This is a genomic window from Paenochrobactrum gallinarii (assembly GCF_014205685.1).
In the GTDB taxonomy this organism is placed as follows: domain Bacteria; phylum Pseudomonadota; class Alphaproteobacteria; order Rhizobiales; family Rhizobiaceae; genus Paenochrobactrum; species Paenochrobactrum gallinarii.
The window spans coordinates 24,955-45,492 of sequence record NZ_JACIIU010000010.1 but is presented as its reverse complement, the minus strand read 5'-3'; the positions used below and the strand labels follow the sequence as shown (position 1 = coordinate 45,492).

At 48.2% G+C, this 20,538-nt stretch carries 21 protein-coding genes; 10 read left to right on the top strand and 11 right to left on the bottom strand.

Annotation, left to right across the window (positions count from 1 at the left end; translation table 11 throughout):
• Window positions 1–202: 202 nt before the first annotated feature.
• On the top strand, window positions 203–1,267 hold the full coding sequence (locus FHS77_RS10620; RefSeq protein WP_184223244.1) for a COX15/CtaA family protein: 1,065 nt from the start codon (window positions 203–205) through the stop codon (window positions 1,265–1,267).
• Window positions 1,268–1,271: 4 nt separating this feature from the next.
• Here FHS77_RS10620 and FHS77_RS10615 read toward each other — a convergent pair whose 3' ends face one another.
• From FHS77_RS10615 to FHS77_RS10595, 5 genes are all read right to left on the bottom strand, one after another.
• Window positions 1,272–2,117, bottom strand: a complete 846-nt coding sequence (locus tag FHS77_RS10615; protein WP_343060996.1) for an aminoglycoside phosphotransferase family protein — start codon at window positions 2,115–2,117, stop codon at window positions 1,272–1,274.
• On the bottom strand, window positions 2,118–3,047 hold the full coding sequence (gene argC, locus FHS77_RS10610) for an N-acetyl-gamma-glutamyl-phosphate reductase (RefSeq protein WP_184223140.1): 930 nt from the start codon (window positions 3,045–3,047) through the stop codon (window positions 2,118–2,120). It lies immediately after the preceding gene.
• Window positions 3,048–3,319: 272 nt separating this feature from the next.
• A complete protein-coding gene (gene rpsI / locus FHS77_RS10605; protein ID WP_184223138.1) occupies window positions 3,320–3,793 on the bottom strand; it encodes a 30S ribosomal protein S9 in 474 nt (157 codons plus the stop codon).
• Between the two features lie 2 nt (window positions 3,794–3,795).
• The gene (rplM, locus tag FHS77_RS10600) at window positions 3,796–4,260 is read right to left on the bottom strand and encodes a 50S ribosomal protein L13 (protein WP_184223136.1); all 465 of its coding nucleotides are present in this window, start codon (window positions 4,258–4,260) and stop codon (window positions 3,796–3,798) included.
• A gap of 235 nt (window positions 4,261–4,495) precedes the next feature.
• Window positions 4,496–4,909 (bottom strand): PaaI family thioesterase, encoded by a 414-nt coding sequence (locus FHS77_RS10595; RefSeq protein WP_184223240.1) that lies wholly within the window; start codon window positions 4,907–4,909, stop codon window positions 4,496–4,498.
• 103 nt (window positions 4,910–5,012) lie between these two features.
• Between FHS77_RS10595 and FHS77_RS10590 the strand changes: the two genes are divergently transcribed.
• Window positions 5,013–5,444, top strand: a complete 432-nt coding sequence (locus FHS77_RS10590) for a CoA-binding protein (RefSeq protein WP_184223135.1) — start codon at window positions 5,013–5,015, stop codon at window positions 5,442–5,444.
• 177 nt (window positions 5,445–5,621) lie between these two features.
• Window positions 5,622–6,905 carry an O-acetylhomoserine aminocarboxypropyltransferase gene (locus FHS77_RS10585; protein WP_184223133.1) on the top strand — a complete coding sequence of 428 codons (1,284 nt, stop codon included), beginning with the start codon at window positions 5,622–5,624 and terminating at the stop codon, window positions 6,903–6,905.
• A 65-nt stretch (window positions 6,906–6,970) separates the two neighbouring features.
• Here FHS77_RS10585 and FHS77_RS10580 read toward each other — a convergent pair whose 3' ends face one another.
• Window positions 6,971–7,588: a DUF922 domain-containing Zn-dependent protease gene (locus tag FHS77_RS10580; protein WP_184223131.1), complete on the bottom strand. Its 618-nt coding sequence runs from the start codon at window positions 7,586–7,588 to the stop codon at window positions 6,971–6,973.
• 209 nt (window positions 7,589–7,797) lie between these two features.
• Here FHS77_RS10580 and folP point away from each other — a divergent pair, with 209 nt between their 5' ends.
• The 3 genes from folP to folK all read left to right on the top strand — a co-directional run bounded on the left by folP (window position 7,798) and on the right by folK (window position 9,591).
• Window positions 7,798–8,640: a dihydropteroate synthase gene (gene folP / locus FHS77_RS10575; protein WP_184223128.1), complete on the top strand. Its 843-nt coding sequence runs from the start codon at window positions 7,798–7,800 to the stop codon at window positions 8,638–8,640.
• Between the two features lie 64 nt (window positions 8,641–8,704).
• Window positions 8,705–9,064 carry a dihydroneopterin aldolase gene (gene folB / locus FHS77_RS10570; RefSeq protein WP_184223126.1) on the top strand — a complete coding sequence of 120 codons (360 nt, stop codon included), beginning with the start codon at window positions 8,705–8,707 and terminating at the stop codon, window positions 9,062–9,064.
• Window positions 9,061–9,591 (top strand): 2-amino-4-hydroxy-6-hydroxymethyldihydropteridine diphosphokinase, encoded by a 531-nt coding sequence (folK, locus tag FHS77_RS10565; RefSeq protein ID WP_374786243.1) that lies wholly within the window; start codon window positions 9,061–9,063, stop codon window positions 9,589–9,591. The genes folB and folK overlap by 4 nt, the downstream gene beginning before the upstream one ends.
• A 65-nt stretch (window positions 9,592–9,656) precedes the next feature.
• Here the strand turns inward: folK and FHS77_RS10560 are convergent, their stop codons facing one another.
• The 4 genes from FHS77_RS10560 to FHS77_RS10545 form a co-directional block, all read right to left on the bottom strand.
• Window positions 9,657–10,190, bottom strand: coding sequence for a hypothetical protein (locus tag FHS77_RS10560; RefSeq protein WP_184223124.1), 534 nt, complete (start codon window positions 10,188–10,190; stop codon window positions 9,657–9,659).
• 145 nt (window positions 10,191–10,335) lie between these two features.
• On the bottom strand, window positions 10,336–11,412 hold the full coding sequence (locus FHS77_RS10555) for a YcjF family protein (protein ID WP_184223122.1): 1,077 nt from the start codon (window positions 11,410–11,412) through the stop codon (window positions 10,336–10,338).
• Window positions 11,409–12,872 (bottom strand): YcjX family GTP-binding protein, encoded by a 1,464-nt coding sequence (locus FHS77_RS10550; RefSeq protein ID WP_184223121.1) that lies wholly within the window; start codon window positions 12,870–12,872, stop codon window positions 11,409–11,411. Before FHS77_RS10550 ends, FHS77_RS10555 begins: the two co-directional genes overlap by 4 nt.
• 102 nt (window positions 12,873–12,974) lie before the next feature.
• Entirely contained in the window at window positions 12,975–13,514 is a 540-nt protein-coding gene (locus tag FHS77_RS10545; protein WP_184223119.1) for a SixA phosphatase family protein, read from the bottom strand.
• A 330-nt stretch (window positions 13,515–13,844) separates the two neighbouring features.
• Between FHS77_RS10545 and dksA the strand changes: the two genes are divergently transcribed.
• Window positions 13,845–14,261 carry an RNA polymerase-binding protein DksA gene (gene dksA / locus FHS77_RS10540; RefSeq protein WP_184223117.1) on the top strand — a complete coding sequence of 139 codons (417 nt, stop codon included), beginning with the start codon at window positions 13,845–13,847 and terminating at the stop codon, window positions 14,259–14,261.
• A 91-nt stretch (window positions 14,262–14,352) separates the two neighbouring features.
• Here dksA and FHS77_RS10535 read toward each other — a convergent pair whose 3' ends face one another.
• Window positions 14,353–15,555: a flagellar biosynthetic protein FliO gene (locus tag FHS77_RS10535; RefSeq protein ID WP_184223115.1), complete on the bottom strand. Its 1,203-nt coding sequence runs from the start codon at window positions 15,553–15,555 to the stop codon at window positions 14,353–14,355.
• A 500-nt stretch (window positions 15,556–16,055) separates the two neighbouring features.
• Between FHS77_RS10535 and cckA the strand changes: the two genes are divergently transcribed.
• From cckA to FHS77_RS10520, 3 genes are all read left to right on the top strand, one after another.
• A complete protein-coding gene (gene cckA, locus FHS77_RS10530; RefSeq protein ID WP_184223113.1) occupies window positions 16,056–18,644 on the top strand; it encodes a cell cycle histidine kinase CckA in 2,589 nt (862 codons plus the stop codon).
• Window positions 18,644–19,870, top strand: a complete 1,227-nt coding sequence (locus FHS77_RS10525) for a TIGR03862 family flavoprotein (RefSeq protein WP_184223111.1) — start codon at window positions 18,644–18,646, stop codon at window positions 19,868–19,870. Before cckA ends, FHS77_RS10525 begins: the two co-directional genes overlap by 1 nt.
• 141 nt (window positions 19,871–20,011) lie before the next feature.
• Window positions 20,012–20,515: a BA14K family protein gene (locus tag FHS77_RS10520; RefSeq protein WP_184223109.1), complete on the top strand. Its 504-nt coding sequence runs from the start codon at window positions 20,012–20,014 to the stop codon at window positions 20,513–20,515.
• Window positions 20,516–20,538: the final 23 nt, after the last annotated feature.

Sequence of the window (20,538 nt, the reverse complement as noted above, 5' to 3'; positions counted from 1 at the left end):
CCTATCTGTCGCGCGCTGCTCTCTTGTCAGTCTCAATTTGATTTGTCATTGATCCTTACATGTTTACGCGCATTGCAAAAATGCGCTAAAGATCATGTGCGGGAATTTTACCTTAAGTGATGAAAATTGCTTCATAATTAACATTCATACGCTCATCGGCCACTTGCTGTGGGCATAGGGTTTCAAAATGAAAACTGCTTCGATGCCGGACTATTATCATCAGCCTGACGGCGCGGGTTTAACCGAAAAACAGCGCCGTGACCGCAATCTCGTGAAATACTGGCTCTATGCAGTTTTTGTCGTGCTGATCGCCATTGTCATGGTGGGCGGTGCCACACGTATGACCGGCTCAGGCCTTTCCATTACTGAGTGGAAGCCGATCCATGGCGTTATCCCGCCGCTCAATCATGCAGAATGGGTTGAAGAGTTCGAAAAATATCGCCAGATCCCGCAATATGAGCAAATTAACAAAGGTATGAGCCTTTACGAGTTTCAGTATATTTTCTGGTGGGAATGGGCGCATCGTATGCTGGCACGCTTTGTCGGCTTTCTGGTTGCCATTCCATTGATCTTTTTCTGGATTAGCGGTCGCCTGCAAGACGGACTTAAAACCAGTATGCTTGGCATTCTGGCACTTGGTGCATTGCAGGGGGCGATTGGCTGGTGGATGGTTGCTTCGGGCCTAAGCGTTTTAACCCATGTCAGCCAATATCGTCTGGCCGTTCATTTAACAATGGCATGCATTATTATCACTGCCGTCTTTTATGTGGCGCGGGGTCTGGTTGAATATACGGAAAATAAAGCGCAACGTAATATTCAGCGCTTTGCCGGCTGGTTGGTTTTTGCGGTTTTGGTGCAGATTTATCTGGGTGGTCTGGTTGCGGGCCTGCATGCAGGCCTCACCTTCAACACATGGCCGCTGATGGATGGTGCAATCATCCCGTCCGATCTTTTCAGTCAGTCACCACTGTGGCGCAATATTTTTGAAAATCCGAAAACCGTTCAGTTTATCCATCGTATGGTGGCTTATACGGTGCTGCTTTTGGCTGTTTTACATGTGGTGCAGGTTGCCCGTCATGCAAGCGGCACAACGCATGCCAGACGCGCTATGGTGCTGACAGCACTGGTTCTCGTGCAGGCAGGCATCGGGATTGCAACATTGCTGACCATGGTTCCGCTGCACTGGGGTCTGTTGCATCAGGGATTTGCATTGGTTGTGCTGGCTTTTGCGGTCGCGCATTGGCGCGCGACCAAAGGCGCTTATTGATTTTTTAAAAATAATGGTTGCTGGTGTCTAAGATGGCACTCGCAACCATAAGCTCTTCAGCTTCATCGGCATTATTACCATCATTGGCGTGCCAGCTGGCTGATAAGGCGCCGTAAATCACCGCATAATCCAAAATATGGCGCGGTGATTGATTGAGTGCTTTGGCAAAGCTTTCTGCCATGTTTGCAATACGTGCCGGATCAGCTGTTAAGTCAGTCTGATTGAGCGGATTATAAAACATATTGGCTGTATCAAAACCCATATCGCCATAAAGACCTTTAGGGTCAATCACCAGCCAGCCACGCTTGCTCCGCATGATGTTTTCATGGTGAATATCACCATGCAACACGCGTAAATTCTGCTGATTGCCGAGCAGGTTCTCAGCCATAGTTGCAGCCTTGACATAAAAACTGTCAGGCTTGATTAAATAGTCGCTACTAGCTTTCTCAAAGAGACTTTGAAACCGATCACGCAATGGCTGTAATTGAGTTGGGGCTGGTTTGTCAGATCGTGCCAACAAATCTTTTATGACCCCGGCAGCGATAGCTGTGGCGTCACTATCAGACTGCTCAGTAATGACCTGTTTTAAGGTCTTATCGCCTGCATATTCCAAAAGCATTTGTCTGTCCTGAAAATCAAGCAGACGCACACAAGCTCCGTCATTATGCCAGCGCAGATAATGGGCGCCACGTAGCTCGTCCTTATCATCGTCAAAGATTTTTATCTCTTTGACGATGGCAATTTCATCATTCAGGAGCCGGACTTTCCAGATGAAACTACTAAAAGTTTCAACCAGAAGTGCATGCTCCTGAATAGCCCAGTCTTGCGGGAAGGCTGGTGCAATCATCATTTAGCTCAGCATCAGATCCATATTCTGGACAGCTGCACCGGATGCGCCTTTGCCAAGATTATCAAGTACTGCAACGAGGTTGACTTCACCGTCGCCTTCGGTGCCGAAGACATAAAGCTTCATGCCGTCAGTGCCGGCAAGTTCTTCTGCATCAATGCGGCCGGCATTGGCGCTTTCTTCGAGCGGTACAACGCGGACAATATCCTGACCCGCATAGTGAGCGGTGAGTGCTTCATGAATGCTTTTCAGCGAATGTTTACCCTGCATCTGATCAAGGAAAAGCGGAACCTGAACAATCATGCCTTGTGCAAAACGGCCAACGCTCGGGCTGAAGACAGGGCGTTTTTCCAAGCGGCCATGCATCTGCAATTCAGGCACGTGCTTGTGGCGCAGTGACGTGCCATAAAGGAAGTTATTAGCGCTGATATGTTCCGGATTATTCGGATCTTCCATCTGGGCAATCATCTGCTTGCCGCCGCCGGTATAGCCGGAAACTGCATTGACGCTGATGGCATGATCGGAGCCAAGAAGGCCAGCGTCACGCAAAGGGCGCACGAGGGCAATCGCACCGGTCGGATAGCAACCAGGATTTGCCACAAGGCGCGCAGACTTGATGCGCTCGCGCTGTGCTTTTTCCAATTCTGCAAAACCGTAAGCCCAGTCAGCATGGATACGGTGCGCGGTCGACGTGTCAATAATGCGGGTATCATTGTGGCCATGCAAAAGGCTGACCGCCTCTCTTGAGGCGTCATCAGGCAGGCAAAGAATGGCAATGTCGGCAGCGCGCAGATAATCAGCGCGCATATCCTTGTTGCGGCGTTCTTCTTCGGGAATCGAAATAACTTCAAGATCGGTGCGGCCAGCCAGTCGGGTGCGGATCTGCAAGCCGGTTGTGCCATGTTCGCCATCAATGAAGATTTTCGGTTTCATTCTTCTTTGCCTTATCTTTATAAATTTCAATTAGTTGCGATCGTTTTCTTATAATTTAATTTAAGAAATAAACGCGATTATAAGAAGCAGCTATGAGTCTGCGATTTCAGTCATACAATATAATCATAGCACAATCATCGCGATTATATTCAATTTGTATGATTTCATTGGGGTGTCGTAAATAGTCGTTTTTGTATCTCTTTACCTTACGGCGAAACATACAAAAAAAGCGGATCCGAAGACCCGCTTTCTTGTCGAAGTCGAAAAGCGTATTAGCGCTTCGAGAACTGGAAAGAACGACGGGCTTTCGCACGACCGTACTTTTTACGTTCAACAACGCGGCTATCACGTGTAAGGAAGCCACCTTTTTTCAGTACTGCACGCAGACCTGGCTCGTAATGGGTCAGAGCCTTGGAGATGCCGTGACGAACAGCACCAGCCTGACCGGACAAACCACCACCGGCAACGGTAGCGATAATGTCGAACTGGCCGTTGCGGTTTGAAGCAACGATTGGTTGCTGCAGGATCATCTGAAGCACCGGACGTGCGAAGTAAGCGGTAAAGTCTTTACCGTTTACAGTGATCTTGCCGCTGCCTGGCTTTACCCAAACGCGAGCTACAGCATCTTTACGCTTGCCGGTTGCATATGCACGGCCAAGTTTATCGAGCTTCTGTACATGAACCGGAGCTGCGGCTTCAGTTGCAACAACTGTGCCCAGATCTTCGAGCGAGTTTAGCTCAGCCATGATTATGCAATCCCTTTGTTCTTACGGTTCAGCGCGCCTACGTCGAGGACTTCAGGCTGCTGAGCTTCGTGCGGGTGGCTGGTGCCTGCATAAACACGCAGGTTCTTCATCTGACGACGACCGAGCGGGCCACGTGGAACCATACGTTCAACAGCCTTTTCGAATACGCGTTCAGGGAAGCGGCCTTCAAGAATCTGGCGAGCTGTACGCTCTTTGATTCCGCCCGGATGGCCGGTGTGCCAGTAGTATTTCTTGTCGGTATATTTCTTACCGGTGAATACAACCTTGTCAGCATTGATTACGATGACATTGTCACCATCATCAACGTGTGGGGTAAAGGTTGGCTTGTTCTTACCGCGCAGAATGTTGGCGACGAGAGTGGCAAGACGACCAACGACGAGACCTTCGGCGTCAATCAAAATCCACTTCTTCTCAACTTCGGCTGGCTTCTGAGAGAAAGTTGCCATAAAAGTTTTCCTTGGATAATCCTTCCTGCATGGAAGGCATTTTTTGTTGCTTGTATTATGAGTGTTCCGGACGGAACCTTCACAACATAAACAAATGTGCGAAGTTAGCCCTCACACATTCTGGGTGTCACTTACACAACTCTTACAGGTACGTCAAGCGCATTAAAATGAGCGTCTTGTAAATTATATAATAAAATCAACAGCTTAATATTACGGTATTATGATACCTCATAATTTATCGGCTTGGCGGCACGGAATATGTCGTTGTTGCATGGGCAATCAAGGCTTCATGACTATCTGTGATGAAAATATCCACGACAGCGAGACGTTTGCCAAGTTTAAGCAATCTGGCTTCGGCCTTTAATAAACCGGCCTCCGCCTTGCGTAAAAAATTGATATTAAGATTGGTCGTGACAGCAAGCGCTACAGGGCCGATATGCGCCAAAATCACCGCATAAGCGCAGACATCTGCCAGCATAAAGAGTGAGGGGCCGGAAACCGTATTGCCGGGGCGCAAATGTTTAGCACCTGCATTCAATGTCATAACGGCGCGGCCTGCATCAATTTCAGCCACATGATAATCGCGACCCGATTCATGCAATTGCGGAAATTCGCGGTTTAAAAAGTCTTCCAGTTCCGCCACGGACATAACGGGGGTTAAATTTGGCTGCACAAGTTTCGTTCCCTATTAAATTTTTCATCAAAACATGCCATATTCATTAAATGAAGCAAACCGTACTTAAGGGGTAATGATGAGCACCTATTTGAATGACAGCGATGCAGAATTGCGCGAGATTTTATCTACCGTCAAAACTATTGCACTGCTTGGCGCATCCCCCAATGAAGACCGCCCAAGCTATCATGTCATGGAATTTCTGTTGCAAAAAGGCTATCGCGTTTTGCCGGTTAATCCGGGGCAGGCTGGCAAAGAAATACTTGGCGCATCGGTTTATGCTAGTTTAAGCGATATTCCGGAGCCAGTCGACATGGTTGAGGTTTTCAGAGCGTCCAATGCCGTGGCTGGCATTGTCGATGAAATCCTGTCTTTAAAAGCGCAGCCAAAAGTGCTTTGGACACAGCTTGGCGTGATCGATGTAGACGCCGGAAAACGTGCGCATGACGCAGGGCTTAAAGTGGTCATGAACCGCTGTCCGGCGATTGAATATCCGCGCCTGATCGGCTGATTTCACGCCTTTCCACCTTGATCCGGTTTTATTTTTTCAAAATCGTAAATTTTGAGAAAATATTTTGCTTAAATGCTCGCTTTCTAGCATCGGATCATTTGCTTTTTTATGGTTTATCCATAAGTTCGCTACCAACAAAAACGGTATTGCGAATTTATTCGCCTATGGAGGGATTTAATGTCAAAGCGCGCACCCGGAATTGAAACACTGGCAATTCATGCCGGAGCCAAACCAGACCCGACCACAGGCGCACGTGCAACGCCGATTTATCAGACGACAGCCTTTGTCTTTGATGATGCTGATCATGCAGCTTCGCTGTTTGGCTTGCAGGCATTCGGCAATATTTATACCCGCATCACCAACCCGACCACTGCTGTGCTGGAAGAGCGCGTTGCAGCTTTGGAAGGCGGTACCGCGGCTGTTGCAACCGCATCCGGCCATGCGGCGCAAATGCTGGTTTTCCATACGCTGATGCGACCAGGCGATAATTTCGTTGCCGGTAACAAGCTTTATGGTGGTTCGATCAACCAGTTCGGTCAGTCTTTCAAAGCCTTTGACTGGCATGTGCGCTGGGCAGAAGCCACTGATCCGTCTTCATTTGAAGCGCAGATTGATGATCGCACCCGTGCGATTTTTATTGAAAGCTTTGCTAATCCGGGCGGTATTGTCGTTGATATTGCAGCCATTGCCGAAGTTGCACATAAACATGGCCTGCCGCTGATCGTTGATAATACGCTTGCTTCGCCATATCTGGTGCGTCCAATCGAGCATGGCGCCGACATCGTTGTTCATTCTCTGACCAAGTTCATTGGCGGTCATGGCAACTCCATGGGCGGTATTCTGGTGGATGGCGGCACATTTGACTGGGCGAAGTCCGGCAATTATCCGCTGCTGACTGAACCGCGTCCAGATTATGCCGGCATGGAATTGCACAAAACATTCGGTAATATGTCTTTTGCTATTGCCGCGCGTGTTCTTGGTCTTCGTGATCTTGGACCTGCTATTTCGCCATTCAACGCTTTCCAGATTTTGACCGGTGCAGAAACATTGCCACTGCGTATGCAGCGCCATTGTGACAATGCGCTGAAGGTAGCGACCTGGTTGAAAGCCCATGATAAAGTGGCTTGGGTCAACTATTCCGGTTTGCCTGATGATAAATATCATGCCTTGCAGCAGAAATATGCACCAAAGGGTGCAGGTGCTGTCTTCACCTTCGGTTTGAAGGGCGGCTATGACGAAGGCGTGAAGTTTGTGGGCAACCTCGAATTGTTCTCGCTGCTGGCCAATATTGGTGACACACGCTCACTGGTCATTCATCCGGCGTCCACAACACATCGTCAGCTGAATGACGAACAAAAGGTGGCAGCAGGTGCCGGACCGGAAGTGATCCGTCTCTCAATCGGTATTGAAGATGCCGACGATATTATCGCTGATTTGGAACAGGCTTTAGCGAATATCTAAAGTTCTGGTACAAACAAAAAGACCGCGCTTTTTATTAAAAGCGCGGTCTTTTTTATAGCTGTTTTTTAAAGACTGTCTGCGAGCTGCTCCAGCCGGTAAGTCAGCAAGCGCTCAAAACGGCTCTCAAAATTGATTGTTTCGACACGATCAAAACGCTGTTGTTCTTTATCATGTTTTTCCATGATTTTTTCAGTCACACGATTGATGTCGTCACGCAGGTCTGCGCAATCTTTACGGCTGTAAAGCCGGGCAATTGTCTGCTCCATTTCACTGGCATGCACACGCGCAATCACCAGATGGCTTTCCTCATGACGTCTGATGTCGCTTGATAAAGTATCCCAGATCATCGCCAGTTCTAAAGGGGCACGCTTGCGCTGTTTCCAGCGAGGCAGAAACACTTTGCCATGCACATTCACATAAACACCGGTCACCTTGCAGGCTTTGCCGTCCTCTTTGCCGTAGCGCACTTTGGCATCAAAGCGAATTTCAGCTGCGCCCGGATGGTGCTGGCCGGTCGATTTCAAAAACGGCCCTTTGTTCGACAGGGCATAATCAAGATCGGCAGCCGTTTTTCCGTTGATATTATAGTATTTCATCTCACGGAAAATAGAGGCAGACTGTGCCGGAGCCGCTGCCGAGAACAATACGGAAGCTGCGATCAGGACTTTGAACTTATTGATCATATCAGCAACCCTTGTAAAATGTGTGTGTTTATCATGTTCATAGTTTTGTTATTTCAAGCATCCGCATAAATGAACCTTGCCCATTGTAACGGTTGCCAAAATGGTCAAGTAAGTTATAGCGCGATACGGTTGATAATGCGTAGAAGATAATCTGCACCCATCACATTAACCGCGGTTATGATTAATGCATTGAGTTGGAGCATTCATAAATGTTGAAACAATGGCAACTGGCACATGGAAAGACATTAGAGCTTGGTGCGCAGGCCATCATCATGGGGATTTTGAATGTAACGCCGGATTCCTTCTCTGATGGCGGCCATCATTTTCAGGCGGATACTGCATTGCAAAAAGCCCGCGCGATGATTGAAGATGGTGCGCGCATCATTGATGTGGGTGGTGAATCAACTAAACCCAATGCTGAAGCTGTTGATGCCAAAACAGAACAAAAGCGCGTGCTGCCTATTATCAAAATGCTGTCAGAGCAGGGTGATTGCATCATTTCCGTTGATACATATCGTGCTGAAACGGCAAAGCTTGCCATTGAAGCTGGTGCTCACATTGTCAATGATGTCTGGGGCTTGCATCGTGAGCCGGATATCGCCCATATTGCAAAGGCTACAGGTGCCGGTCTAGTGCTGATGCATACCAGCCGCGAGCGTCAATGCGAGGCAGATCCGCTTGAGGATCAGGCTGTATTTTTCAAAAAATCTATTGAGATCGCCCATCAGGCTGGTATTGCCGATAATCAGATTGTGCTTGATCCGGGCTTTGGATTTACCCGTTCTCTGGATGAAGATATTGAACTGCTTAGCCGGTTTAAGGAAATGGCGCGGTTTCCTTATCCGATGCTGGTCGGCACATCACGCAAGCGCTTTATTGGAAAAATAAGCGGTATAACTGACCCCTTGCAGCGTGATGTATCCACAAGCGCTACTTCTGTCACTTTACGTTTGGACGGAGCAGATATATTCCGAGTTCATGATGTAGCGGTAAACGCGCAAGCTCTTGCTGTTGCCGATAGTATTTTGCAAAGCAGAGCCAGCAAGCTTTAAATTAGAGCTTTAACCTGATTTCGCATAAGCTTTGCGATTAAAGGTGAGCCAAGAGAGAGTGAAAATGTACACGATCCGGATGATGAACTGTGCTTTTTTTGCACATCACGGCGTTTTTGATGAAGAAGAAAAGCTAGGTCAGCGCTTTTATGTTGATGCAGTTTTGACCGTGGATGCAGGCAATGCGCTGGAAGAGGACAGTATTGAGGGTACGGTTCATTATGGCGTGGCATTCCAGTTGATTGAAAAAATCGTCACTGGTAAACGTCGTTATCTGATCGAAACCTTGGCTCTCGATATTGCCAAAGCTCTGTCTGAACATTTCAAGCAAATCAGACGTGCCGAAATTACCGTGCGCAAGCCTCATGCACCAGTGGCTGGCGTGTTGGATTTTGTTGAAGTTGTCGTGGTTCACGAACCGTGAGTGCTGATAGCTTCAAATTTAGCGCATGGTTAGGCTTGGGCGGTAATCTGGGTGATCCGGCGGCATCTATGGCTCATGCGCTGCAAGTGTTTGATGCACGCAACGATACGCAGGTTTGTCAGGTTTCCAAGCTCTATCGCACGCCACCATGGGGCAAAACCGACCAAAGCTGGTTTTATAATGCTTGTGCTTGTATTGAGACAAATTTATCGCCATTAGAACTGATTGCTGTCACTTTGGGCGTTGAGGCTGACATGAAGCGCGAGCGGATTGAGCGCTGGGGTCCGCGCACGCTTGATATCGATATTTTGGTGATGCAGAAAAAAAATGCAGATTTCATCACGCTGGATGAAGAGCGTTTGAGTCTGCCGCATCCGCGCATGATGCTGCGCGCATTTGTGCTTGTTCCGCTTGCAGACATTGCACCGGATTTGGAAGTGCAGGGGCAGGTGATTGCACAGGCTGCCCAAAGCAGTGAGGCGCAAGGTATTGAAGTCGCCAATGCGGCTGTTAACTGGTGGAAATAAACGATAGAAAAAAGCGGCTACAGAATAATCTGAAGCCGCTTTTTAAAAATCTTTATGAGCACTTTTTAATTGCGTGCAATGTTGCTTGGAGCACTGCCACTTGTGCGCTTCAGGTTCAGGCCGATTACCGGAACCAGTTCTTTTTCAACGCGCACCGAAACAGTGACATTCATCGTATTATTGTCAGCAACACGAGCAAGCATTGCGCCATCAAGCTGTTTACGGTTCAGTCCGAGAACAATACGATTGCCGCTCACATTGCCTGAAACAACATCCAGCCCCTTACCCGTAGCGCCATCATTGAAGGCACCGGTATAGTTCTTACCATCGCGTGAAATCACCGCTTTCATCGCTTGTGAAAAAACACCAACACGGCAGGAGCCGTCCAATGTCATGCCGGCAGTGGTTTCAGGCGTGGTGCCTGCCAGATTGCAGACGAATTTCGTGCCTTTATATTTTCCGGCAACAATTTCACCGGAACCAGTCCACTGCCCCTCAATCTGACGGAAAAACTGCTGATCATTGTCAGCAGAATAGGCTGCGCCAGAAACTGTCGTGGCAGGCAGCATTAAAAGGCAAGCAGCTATACGGTTTCTCATCGCAGTATCTGTTCCAAACTCAGTCAATGGGGGTGGCGTCTGCCATAAAGCCTGTCTTTATTAGCGACTGCTTCGATATACCCGATAATCGCTTTTAATGGTTAATGCTTCGTTTGCATTGCTCTGAAAGTCAACAATTTCCCGATTATTTTCCATTATTTTTACGAATATTGTTGAGGGAGGTCAGGTCCGTAACAAAATCACCGATCCCTGGTCTCTTTTCAGCTAAAAACGGGAATGGTCGCACAATGTCCATTGCAGAAATGCCGATACGAGCAGTCATTAATCCGTTTATGACACCCTCACCAAGCTTGGCGGAAAGGCGCGAGGCAAGCCCTTGGCCAACCAGCTGCTGAATAACGCTGTCTCCCATCGCAACCGTGCCGGTAACCGCTAAATGAGCAATCACATTGCGGGTGAGTTTTAAGAAGCCAAGACTGCCGGGACGACTGCCGTAAAGTTCTGATAAGCGACGGATAAGCCGTGCGGATTCAAAAACCACATAAGCAATGTCAACCAAAGCACGCGGACTGATCGCAGTGACGATTGAAACACGTTTGGCAGAATGTAAGATCATCGATCTGGCTTGTATATCAAGTTGCTTCAATAGTTCCGTTTCTGCAAGCTTAATCAGATTGCGACCGTCAATTATATCGTCTTTTGTATCATCCAGCAATTTACGTCCGCGGGCAGTAGCCGGAATGCTGGAGGTGACTGATACAAGTTGAGCGACGGCATGACGGGCAGCTTTTATGTCATCTTTTTGTGCGGCCTCATGGGCTGCCAGACGGAGGGACGCAACAGAGGCAAGCCTGCGTAATGAAAGCAGTTCTCGTGTGATCAAAATCACAAAACTGACAAGCGCAACAGCCGCCACTATGAGCGCTAAAATGCCAAGCCAGCTGGTACGGTTAAACATCGCTCGGATGAGATCTTCCACCCAAAGGCCAATGGCAAAAGAGAGAAGGATACCAAGGGCTGCAAAAAGCACCGAGCGTAGTGAAATCCGGTTTTTCTCATAATCGGCTTCGGGCACGTCCATATTTTGAATGGCTGCCAGTTCATCGGCATCCAGTTCAAAAATATCAACCGGCTCCGGAATGATCTGGCTCGGATCGGATACTGCACGCGGTTTACGGATCGTCTCCTGTGCGCTTTGCGCAGGATTAATCCGTTTGTCATTATCCAACTGAAAGGAGCCGGGTTTACGGTTATCACTCATGATAGGCGATCTCCGATCAAAAATTGCAATGCGCGGTCGAGCCGGATATGCGGCAAGGAAAGTTTTATACCTTCGGCAGTGCTTTCGATTTTAGGAGGGCGGAAGCGGATAAAGCGCAGCGCATCATCTTGATGAAATGCTTCATTCTTTTCAAAAATTACATTAGGATTTCTTGGTAAGTCTCCGGGAAATATAGCGGTTTCAGTTTCACCATCGAAGACTTCACCATTGATCTTTTCACCTTTCAGCGGAGTGCCGACAATGACGGGAAGCACATCTTTGCCTTGAGTGACAGTGGCTTCGCGAGTGGCGCGAACGGCTGCCATGGCTAAGACATCAATATCAGCACCGGAAAAATCCGCCCGTTGTATAGCGCGCTCAACGAGACGGCGCACGATTGCCTCCAAGCGATCATGGCTTTCATGATGCAGGTGGTCAGCTTTGGTCGCAGCCACCAGAATGCGCCCGATGCGACGTTGAAACAATCCTGTCAGCAGGCTCGAACCGCCGGGGCGGAAGCAAGATAAAATATCCGTGAGCGCGCGTTCCAGATCCGCAACAACCGCTCCACCGGAATTAAGTGCTTGCATAGCATCAATCAGCACGATCTGGCGATCAAGACGCGCAATATGCTCGCGAAAAAACGGTTTTACCACATGAGTTTTATAAGATTCGTAGCGCCGCTCCATCATGGATGCCAATGAACCGGAGGTGAAATCTTCCTGCTTGAGATTGGCCAATGGCGCAAATGTCAGGGCAGGTGAACCATCCAAATCACCGGGCATGAGAAAACGGCCGGGAGGCAGCGTTGAAAGCGCGCGTTCATCGGCCTTACCGGCACGCAAATATTCAGTAAAAACGCGTGCCAGATGTTGGGCGGTCATTTCATCTGCGGGTTTGGACGGATGTACCAGATTGGCGGCTTGCAGCCACTTATCGGCTAAGTCACGGTGTGTGGCTTCTTGTGCCAGCTTGAAGGAGTCTGCGCTAAATTCTTTATAGCTTTTACCCAGCAGGGGCAGGTCGAGGAGCCACTCGCCCGGATAATCAACAATATCCAGCGAAAGCTTACCTGCAGAGAGCATCCGCCCCCATGAGGACGCGGATTGATAATCAATGGTAATGCGCAATTGCGAAATGGCACGAGTCGAATCCGGCCAGATGCGCTCATTGATTAAGGCTTGCAGATGTTCTTCATATTGAAAACGCGGGATTGCATCATCTGGCTGCGGTTCCAGATAAGAGCGGCTGATACGGCCCGACTGGTAGGCTTCAAAAAGTGGTAACCGTCCGCCATGAATAAGATTATGAATGAGCGATGTGATGAAAACTGTTTTACCGGCACGGGACAGGCCGGTAACACCAAGCCGCAGAGACGGAGATAAAAGCGAACGCGACCGGTCAGCCAGTGTGTCAAAGGCAATGAGCGCCTCATCGGTCAATGTGGTCAGTTTTGCCAAAAGTCAGCCTCATCAATATCTGTGACCACTTAAATATATGATGCCATTATCAAATGGCAATCGGTGAGATGGTGAAAACATTCGGAGAGGCTGGGATTTATCTCAAAGTGTTGGAAAGGAAATCAATCGCCCATGACGCGGGCTGATTTCAGTAAATGGCACTTCAAATTCCAATATTGCCAAACCGGCAGTTGGAAAACCTGCACGTAAACGCTCGAAAGCAATGCCCGATTGGTTGCCGGTGAGGGCAAATGTTAAATCCTCAATACTTGGATTATGGCCAATAATCATTAGTGACTGACATTCCTCATAAAGATAGCCAAAATCCTGAATGGCCTGCAAATAATCGGATGCGCTGCCGCTATAAAGCCTGTCACTAAATTCAATCATGGAGGCATCAGGCATTTGATCTTGCGGCCAATATACTTGCAAATGCTCAAGTGTTTGTTGTGTGCGCAAAGCAGCCGAGCACAAAATCGCTTCCGGTATCATATTCTGTGCGGCCATATTTTGTGCCAGTTCATCGATAATGGAAAAACCGGACGGATCCAGTGACCGGTCAAAATCCTTTGCTCCGATTGATGGCCAGCTGGCCAGGGCATGACGTAATAAAAAAAGACGCTTAGGAGCTGATTTTGTCATGTTTTACCTGAGTTTATAAAAACGAATGGATCAATTGCGGCATCAGTGTCGTAAATGCCAGTTTCTATGTTCAGAGCCACAACGTACCGTTTACCCACAGCCTTTGTACCCTTGCTGTTACAAAGGCTTGTTATACCTTATGCGACTATTAAAGCGGTGTTTTTTAAGATAATTCAAGCATCACAAGGAGAAGATACAACCTTTCCTTTCATTAGGCGAATAATCTTTGGATACACACTAAAAAGTGGCAAAAAAGGCTTATTTGATGTTGTGCGGATGTGATTGTCGATTTATAGAGACACCTCGTCTCCTAGGTGTGGGGTGATTCAAATGAGTGAATTAATTAACCTTGACTACAGGCCTGCCGATGACGAACCGTTCATGAATGAACGGCAGAAGTCGTATTTCCGTGGCAAGCTGATTGCTTGGCGTAATGATATTTTACGTGAAGCCCGTGAAACACTAGAAACGCTACAACAAGAAAATTCAAACCATCCTGATTTGGCTGATCGTGCTTCGTCTGAAACTGATCGTTCCATTGAGCTTCGTGCCCGTGATCGTCAGCGTAAGCTCATTTCTAAAATTGATGCTGCTTTAGGACGGATTGATGAGGGTACATACGGGTTTTGTGAGGAGACCGGTGACCCAATCAGTCTGAAACGTTTGGATGCCCGACCGATTGCCACGCTTTCAATTGAAGCGCAGGAACGTCATGAGCGTCGGGAAAAAATTTATCGTGATGATTAATCTGACGATTTATTCATTATAACTATTTAAAAAGGGCTGTGAATTTCACAGCCCCTTTTTTATGCGTATCGTTCAAACAATAGGCCGGCCATTAACGCTCCGGATTAATGGATAATTCGCCAAGCAGTTTTTCCATCTCGTCTTCGATGTCGACTGACAAATCAGCCTCTATATCCATCTCCATATGGAGAGAGGACAGCAGCTCTTCTTCAAGCATGAAAGCCATGTCATCTTCAACTTTAGAGGCAACAGGCTTTTCAGTTTCGAAGTAATCACTGTTCAGATCATTGAAAAGTGCCTGATCCAATGCATCATCAAGAGCTCCAAAATCATCGCTACTTTTTGTTAAATCGAGATCAAAAGCTGGTTCAGGCTTAGTTTCTGCTTGCGGTGCAAAGCTTGGTGCAGGTTTAATATCATCAGATGATGCAGCTTTTTGTGGCGCAACATGATCAAGGCGACCACTGCTTGCTGCAACTGTTGCAGCTGCCGCTGCGGCAGCAGTAGAGGTCGAGGTCAATACACCTTGCGAAACCTGACTAAGCGGATAAGCCGGATGCGAACGTATTGTAGGTTTTACATTCGCCGCCGGCGTTGATGATATAACTGTGCGCGGCTGCGGTGCGACTGTTTTGGCGACAGGTGCAACACTTGGTGCGGCCGGTACCGGTCGGGTGAGGTTCGGCGCTTGCGGCGTGACAGACGGAGCGGATGGTGATGGCTTAAAGACCGGCGCTGCAGGTGCGGCGGGTGCTGCCTGTTTAATAACCGGCTCCGGCTTTGGTTCTGGCACAGCATACTGCGGGGCAGGTGCGGTTTTAGAAACATCACTTAAAGCCAGAGGGCTTGCTGGCATTGTGTTGATTGGACGTGTCGGTGTACTGTTAAGTTCTTCTGCAAAGTTCGGCGCAGCATCTTCCTGATAATCAGACTGATATCGGGCAATCTGTGCTTCGGTAATACGCGAACCACGGGTATAATCACTGTCAGCGGTAATGTTTTGCTCAACAACCACATCAGTCGGGCCACCAATGAGGATCAGGTGCTCCACATCGTCACGGCGCACCAACACCAATTTGCGCTGATGATCTACAATCGCCGCATCAACAACGGCAAGGCGTGACGAGGGGTCATGATGGTCACGATAATTATCAGTACCGGCCGAAGAACCGCTAATGCGCCTGATAATCGCATAGATAATGAAGATAGCCACTAAAATGGCGGCAAATGCCAATATGAACAATACGATATTGGCGGCTCCTTCGCCAAGAATGCCGCTAAGCGATTCCTTCATCCTGTGACCCCTTTGAATTTTGATCAGGACTATTTCATTAAACACAGACAAATCGGCTTAATCTTTATATCGAGCCAAAATATCTGATCTGTTTTCAGGCTGCATATCTACAAGAGATCATTCGCAGCACAATGGTTTAAGTTAACACCAGTCTATAAAAAATGTGATTAAAATCATGTTTGCATTGTTAATATGCTTTTTATAGCGCGCAAACGGCAAAAATGATCATCTCAATGCATTTAAATGCAAAAATAGAAAAATAGCAGTGAGCTGGTCGATTCGCTGGCGATTTTTTCTTTCATCATCTGTTATATGCATTTACTTGGTAAGCTTTCTCTAACGCTGCATTATCACGTCAACAGGCCTTCAAGCCCACACCTTATCTGTTTATGAGTGAACAGCCGTCAGGAAAATTTCATGCAAGAGTAGTTTAGTGCGTTAAAATTAGCTATCACAGCATGAGCGATAAAAGACAATCTAAAGACAGGGTGGCGGGGCGTATGTCTCAGCAGACAAAGACCGAAGTTTTCTCAAGATCGGTTGTAAACGAAAAACCAACAGCGGGATCCGGCCTCAGATTATTGGTACTCGGTCTCGTGCTGATTGCGCTTACTGTGATTTTCTTCCTGTTTCGTGATCAGTTAGGTGAGGGCTTTGTGCTTGCATTGCTTGGCCTTCTGGCAATGCTAGGTGTCTTTTATCTGATCGGCTCCACTATCGGCCTGATTAAATTTAATCGTGGTGTGAAAGACGGGCAATTATCCCATTCATTCCTTGATACAATGCCGGAAGGTACGGTCGTTTCCGACACCAAAGGCCATATTGTTTATGCTAATCAGGCCTATGCCCAGATGACGGGTGCTGCCAACAGCGATGAACTGCGTTCGCTTGATGCAATCTTGACGTCCGAATCCGGTGGCTCGGATGCTATTTATCGCTTGTCCAATGCTGTGCGCGATGGTTTTTCTGCGCAGGAAGAAATTCGCCTTACCGGCCCTTTGGTGCATAGCCATAATTTACATTCCACCAGCCTGACGCCGACATGGTATCGTATCAAAGCGCGTCCTGTTGCTGCAAGTGAACTGCATAAAGGCCCTTTAGTCGCGTGGCAGATTGCTGATATTTCGCAGGAACGCGCCGAACAGGAGCGTTTTTTTCAGGACTTGCAGGAAGCAATCGATCATCTCGATCATGCACCAGCCGGCTTCTTTTCTGCCGATGCAAGCGGCCGGATTATCTATCTCAATGCGACATTAGCCGAGTGGCTCGGTGTGGATCTGGCAGGATTCGTGCCAGGTTCTTTAACGCTTAATGATATTGTTGCCGGAAACGGTATGGCATTGATTAACTCCGTCAAAGCGGAACCGGGCTCCAGCCGTAACTCCGTCATTGATCTCGATCTTGCCAAACGCAATGGCCAAAGTCTGGCGGTTCGCTTCTATCATCGTGTGCAGATGCAGCGTGATGGTTTGCGTGGTACCAGCCGCACAATCGTTTTAAACCGTGCGGAAGGTGATGATTCATCCGCAGCGCTGCGTTCAGCCGAAGTGCGTTTCACCCGCTTTTTCAACTCTGCCCCAATGGCCATTGCTGCGGTTGATAGTAAAGGTCACACTTTACGCACCAATGCGCGTTTTCTTGATATTTTCTCAGGTGTTGTCGAGAGTGATGTTGCCGAACGCCGCTTATCTATTGAATCGGTTGTTCATGAGCGGGACCGCGAAGCTTTCTCACGCGCATTAACGGCAGCCTTTGCCGGTCAGGCCAGTATTACACCGATTGATACAGTGTTGCCGGGCAATGAAGAGCGTCATGTTCGCTTTTATATCAGCCCTGTTACCGATATTGGCGGTGAGGATGCCGATGAGGCGGCGATTGTCTCTGCGGTTGAAACGACAGAGCAAAAAGCCCTTGAAGGGCAGATGGCACAAAGCCAGAAGATGCAGGCTGTTGGTCAGTTGGCTGGCGGTATCGCCCATGACTTCAACAATGTTCTGACTGCGATTATCATGTCGTCCGATCTGCTGCTGAGCAATCATCGCGCTTCCGATCCGTCCTTCCCTGATATTATGAATATCAAGCAGAATGCCAATCGTGCGGCCTCTTTGGTGCGCCAGTTATTGGCGTTCTCGCGCCGACAGACCTTGCGTCCGGAAGTCCTTGATCTCACCGATGTGTTGGCAGATTTACGCATGTTGCTGGCAAGGCTGGTGGGTAAAGATATTGACCTGAAAATCGAGCATGGCCGTGACCTTTGGCCAGTGCGTGCCGATCTTGGCCAGTTTGAGCAGGTCGCGGTCAATCTCGCAGTCAATGCGCGTGATGCAATGCCGGATGGCGGTTTGATTACACTTCGTACCCGCAATATGCCGCAGGCAGAAGTAGCAGCACTGCAATATCATGAATTGCCCGAAGCTGATTATGTTATGTTTGAAGTTCAGGACAGCGGAAGCGGTATCGCACCGGATGTGCTGGAAAAGATTTTTGAGCCGTTTTTCACCACTAAAGAAGTGGGCAAGGGGACGGGTCTCGGCCTATCAATGGTTTACGGTATCATCAAACAGACCGGTGGCTTTATCTATTGCGATTCAGAACTTGGTACAGGTACTGTTTTTAAAATCTTCTTGCCGCGTCATGTTGTTGAGCACAAAGCCGTGAGCGAACAGGCTCCGGCTATTAAAGAGAAAAAACAAGAGAAAAACGCCGATCTTTCTGGCTCTGCAACTGTGTTGCTGGTTGAAGATGAGGATGCTGTGCGTATGGGCGGCGTGCGGGCGCTCCAGTCACGCGGCTATACAGTACATGAAGCTGCATCCGGTGTTGAAGCGCTTGAAGTGCTGGAAGAGCTCGGTGGCAAGGTTGATATCGTTGTTTCTGACGTTGTTATGCCAGAGATGGACGGGCCGACACTGCTGCGCGAATTGCGCATTCATTACCCTGACATCAAGTTTATTTTTGTGTCCGGTTATGCGGAAGATGCCTTTGCACGCAATCTGCCGGAAGATGCCAAATTTGGCTTCTTGCCAAAACCGTTCTCGCTCAAACAGCTTGCCACTGCCGTTAAGGAAATGCTCGAGAAAGAAGATTGATGCGCGAGACAGACAAGCGTATCGCGCCACCGGCTGATTTTGCAATTATCGGCGGTGGGCCTGCTGGTTTGATGGCGGCGGACTATTTAAGCCGCCATGGGCAAAAGGTAACGCTTTATGAGCGGATGCCAACCGTTGGCCGCAAATTTTTAATGGCAGGTAAATCAGGGCTCAATCTTACACATAATGAAAATTTTGAGCGCTTTATCACGCGTTACGGTGACCGCCTGCCGTTTTTGAAGCCAATGATTGATGGTTTCACACCAACGGATTTACGTCGCTGGGCAGATGATCTGGGCGCAGAAACATATGCCGGCACTTCAGGCAAAATCTTTCCAAAAGTAATGAAGGCTTCGCCGCTGCTGCGTGCATGGATCAGCAAGCTGCAAGAACAGGGCGTTGTGATTAAAACACGTCATCAATGGTTAAGGTTTAAAGATGGCGGCCATGTTGTGCACACGCCGGAAGGTGAGCTTTTCATCAAGCCAGATGCCACTATTTTTGCACTTGGTGGTGCCAGTTGGCCAAAGCTTGGTTCCGATGGTCGCTGGCAGACAGAATTTGCGGCGCATTCCATTGATTTCGAGCCATTAAAGCCTGCCAATTGCGGTTTTGATGTTGATTGGAGTGAAACCATTAAAGAGCGTTTTGCCGGTGAGCCGGTTAAAACCGTTCTGGCAAGTGCGGGTGGGCAAAGCTTGCAAGGCGAGTTTGTTATTACACCAAATGGTGTTGAAGGCAGTCTCATCTATGCTTTTTCGGCATATTTGCGCGATACTTTATTAGAAAAGCAAAAAGCGGTGCTGACCCTTGATTTGGCACCAGCCTTGTCGTCGCATAAAATCAAAGAAGCTCTGGAGCGTCAAAATCCGAAAGCCAGCTTTTCAACGAAACTTCGCAAAGCAACCGGATTAAGCCCTGTCAAAATTGCTTTATTGCGTGAATTGCCAGCGCTGTTACCGCATGAAGATATTGTAGATCGTATTAAAAACTATCCACTGCACATGCAAAAACCACGCCCGATAGAGGAAGTGATTTCATCTGCCGGTGGTGTACGTTTTGGAGCGCTGAATGATGATTTAATGCTGAGGAGTCATCGGGGCACATTCATTGCAGGTGAAATGCTTGATTGGGAAGCGCCGACGGGCGGTTATCTTTTAACGGCTTGTTTTGCTAGCGGATTACATAGTGCACGTGGTGCTTTAAAATGGGTATCGCAAAGCTGATTACGGTGCATGCGTGAATGCACACATTACATATTCTTCATATGTACAGCAATCCTGTTCATGAACGGTTCATATCGCAAGTTATAGCGTGAGTTACTTTCAGCATTCAGTTTTTTTCTCTGTATTCAATGGAGTTTACAAATGAAACGCTTCGTAACAGCTTGTTATGCAACCGGCATCAGTGCAGGTATCATTCTTTCTTCTGTTGCCAGTTCACTCGCGGCACCAATACTGCCATCGGCACTTAACAATCCGTCCAATGTTGTGAATGTGCAGTATCAGCGCCCGCCACATCATTCTAATAATAATCGGCCACGTCCGCCACATCAAGCAAACAGACCACGCCCGCCACAGCACAGTTATAGGCCGGCACGTCCGGGCCATTGGAACGGCCATAATGGCTATCGGCATTCGCGTCCGGGTTATCGCCGTCACAATGATGGCTGGTGGTATCCAATTGCAGCTTTTGCATTAGGTGCGGCGATTGTTGGTGCGACTACGCCTCAACAGCCTGCTCGCCCGACAATGAGACAGGCGCATGTAAACTGGTGCGCGAGCAAATATCGTTCATATCGCGCCTATGATAATACATTCCAGCCATATAATGGCCCTCGTAAACTATGTTATTCACCATATAGCCGATAAAAACCGAATAGATTTGAATTTTA

Coding starts and splice junctions, on each gene's coding strand:
- FHS77_RS10560 (WP_184223124.1), bottom strand. CDS start 10,190: ATGAGAAACCGTATAGCTGCTTGCCTTTTAATGCTGCCTGCCACGACA.
- FHS77_RS10595 (WP_184223240.1), bottom strand. CDS start 4,909: ATGTCCGTGGCGGAACTGGAAGACTTTTTAAACCGCGAATTTCCGCAA.
- folB (WP_184223126.1), top strand. CDS start 8,705: ATGTACACGATCCGGATGATGAACTGTGCTTTTTTTGCACATCACGGC.
- FHS77_RS10615 (WP_343060996.1), bottom strand. CDS start 2,117: ATGATGATTGCACCAGCCTTCCCGCAAGACTGGGCTATTCAGGAGCAT.
- FHS77_RS10535 (WP_184223115.1), bottom strand. CDS start 15,555: ATGAAGGAATCGCTTAGCGGCATTCTTGGCGAAGGAGCCGCCAATATC.
- rpsI (WP_184223138.1), bottom strand. CDS start 3,793: ATGGCTGAGCTAAACTCGCTCGAAGATCTGGGCACAGTTGTTGCAACT.
- FHS77_RS10555 (WP_184223122.1), bottom strand. CDS start 11,412: ATGAGTGATAACCGTAAACCCGGCTCCTTTCAGTTGGATAATGACAAA.
- FHS77_RS10580 (WP_184223131.1), bottom strand. CDS start 7,588: ATGATCAATAAGTTCAAAGTCCTGATCGCAGCTTCCGTATTGTTCTCG.
- FHS77_RS10525 (WP_184223111.1), top strand. CDS start 18,644: ATGCGCGAGACAGACAAGCGTATCGCGCCACCGGCTGATTTTGCAATT.
- FHS77_RS10620 (WP_184223244.1), top strand. CDS start 203: ATGCCGGACTATTATCATCAGCCTGACGGCGCGGGTTTAACCGAAAAA.
- dksA (WP_184223117.1), top strand. CDS start 13,845: ATGAGTGAATTAATTAACCTTGACTACAGGCCTGCCGATGACGAACCG.
- FHS77_RS10545 (WP_184223119.1), bottom strand. CDS start 13,514: ATGACAAAATCAGCTCCTAAGCGTCTTTTTTTATTACGTCATGCCCTG.
- FHS77_RS10590 (WP_184223135.1), top strand. CDS start 5,013: ATGAGCACCTATTTGAATGACAGCGATGCAGAATTGCGCGAGATTTTA.
- cckA (WP_184223113.1), top strand. CDS start 16,056: ATGTCTCAGCAGACAAAGACCGAAGTTTTCTCAAGATCGGTTGTAAAC.
- FHS77_RS10585 (WP_184223133.1), top strand. CDS start 5,622: ATGTCAAAGCGCGCACCCGGAATTGAAACACTGGCAATTCATGCCGGA.
- FHS77_RS10520 (WP_184223109.1), top strand. CDS start 20,012: ATGAAACGCTTCGTAACAGCTTGTTATGCAACCGGCATCAGTGCAGGT.
- folP (WP_184223128.1), top strand. CDS start 7,798: ATGTTGAAACAATGGCAACTGGCACATGGAAAGACATTAGAGCTTGGT.
- argC (WP_184223140.1), bottom strand. CDS start 3,047: ATGAAACCGAAAATCTTCATTGATGGCGAACATGGCACAACCGGCTTG.
- rplM (WP_184223136.1), bottom strand. CDS start 4,260: ATGGCAACTTTCTCTCAGAAGCCAGCCGAAGTTGAGAAGAAGTGGATT.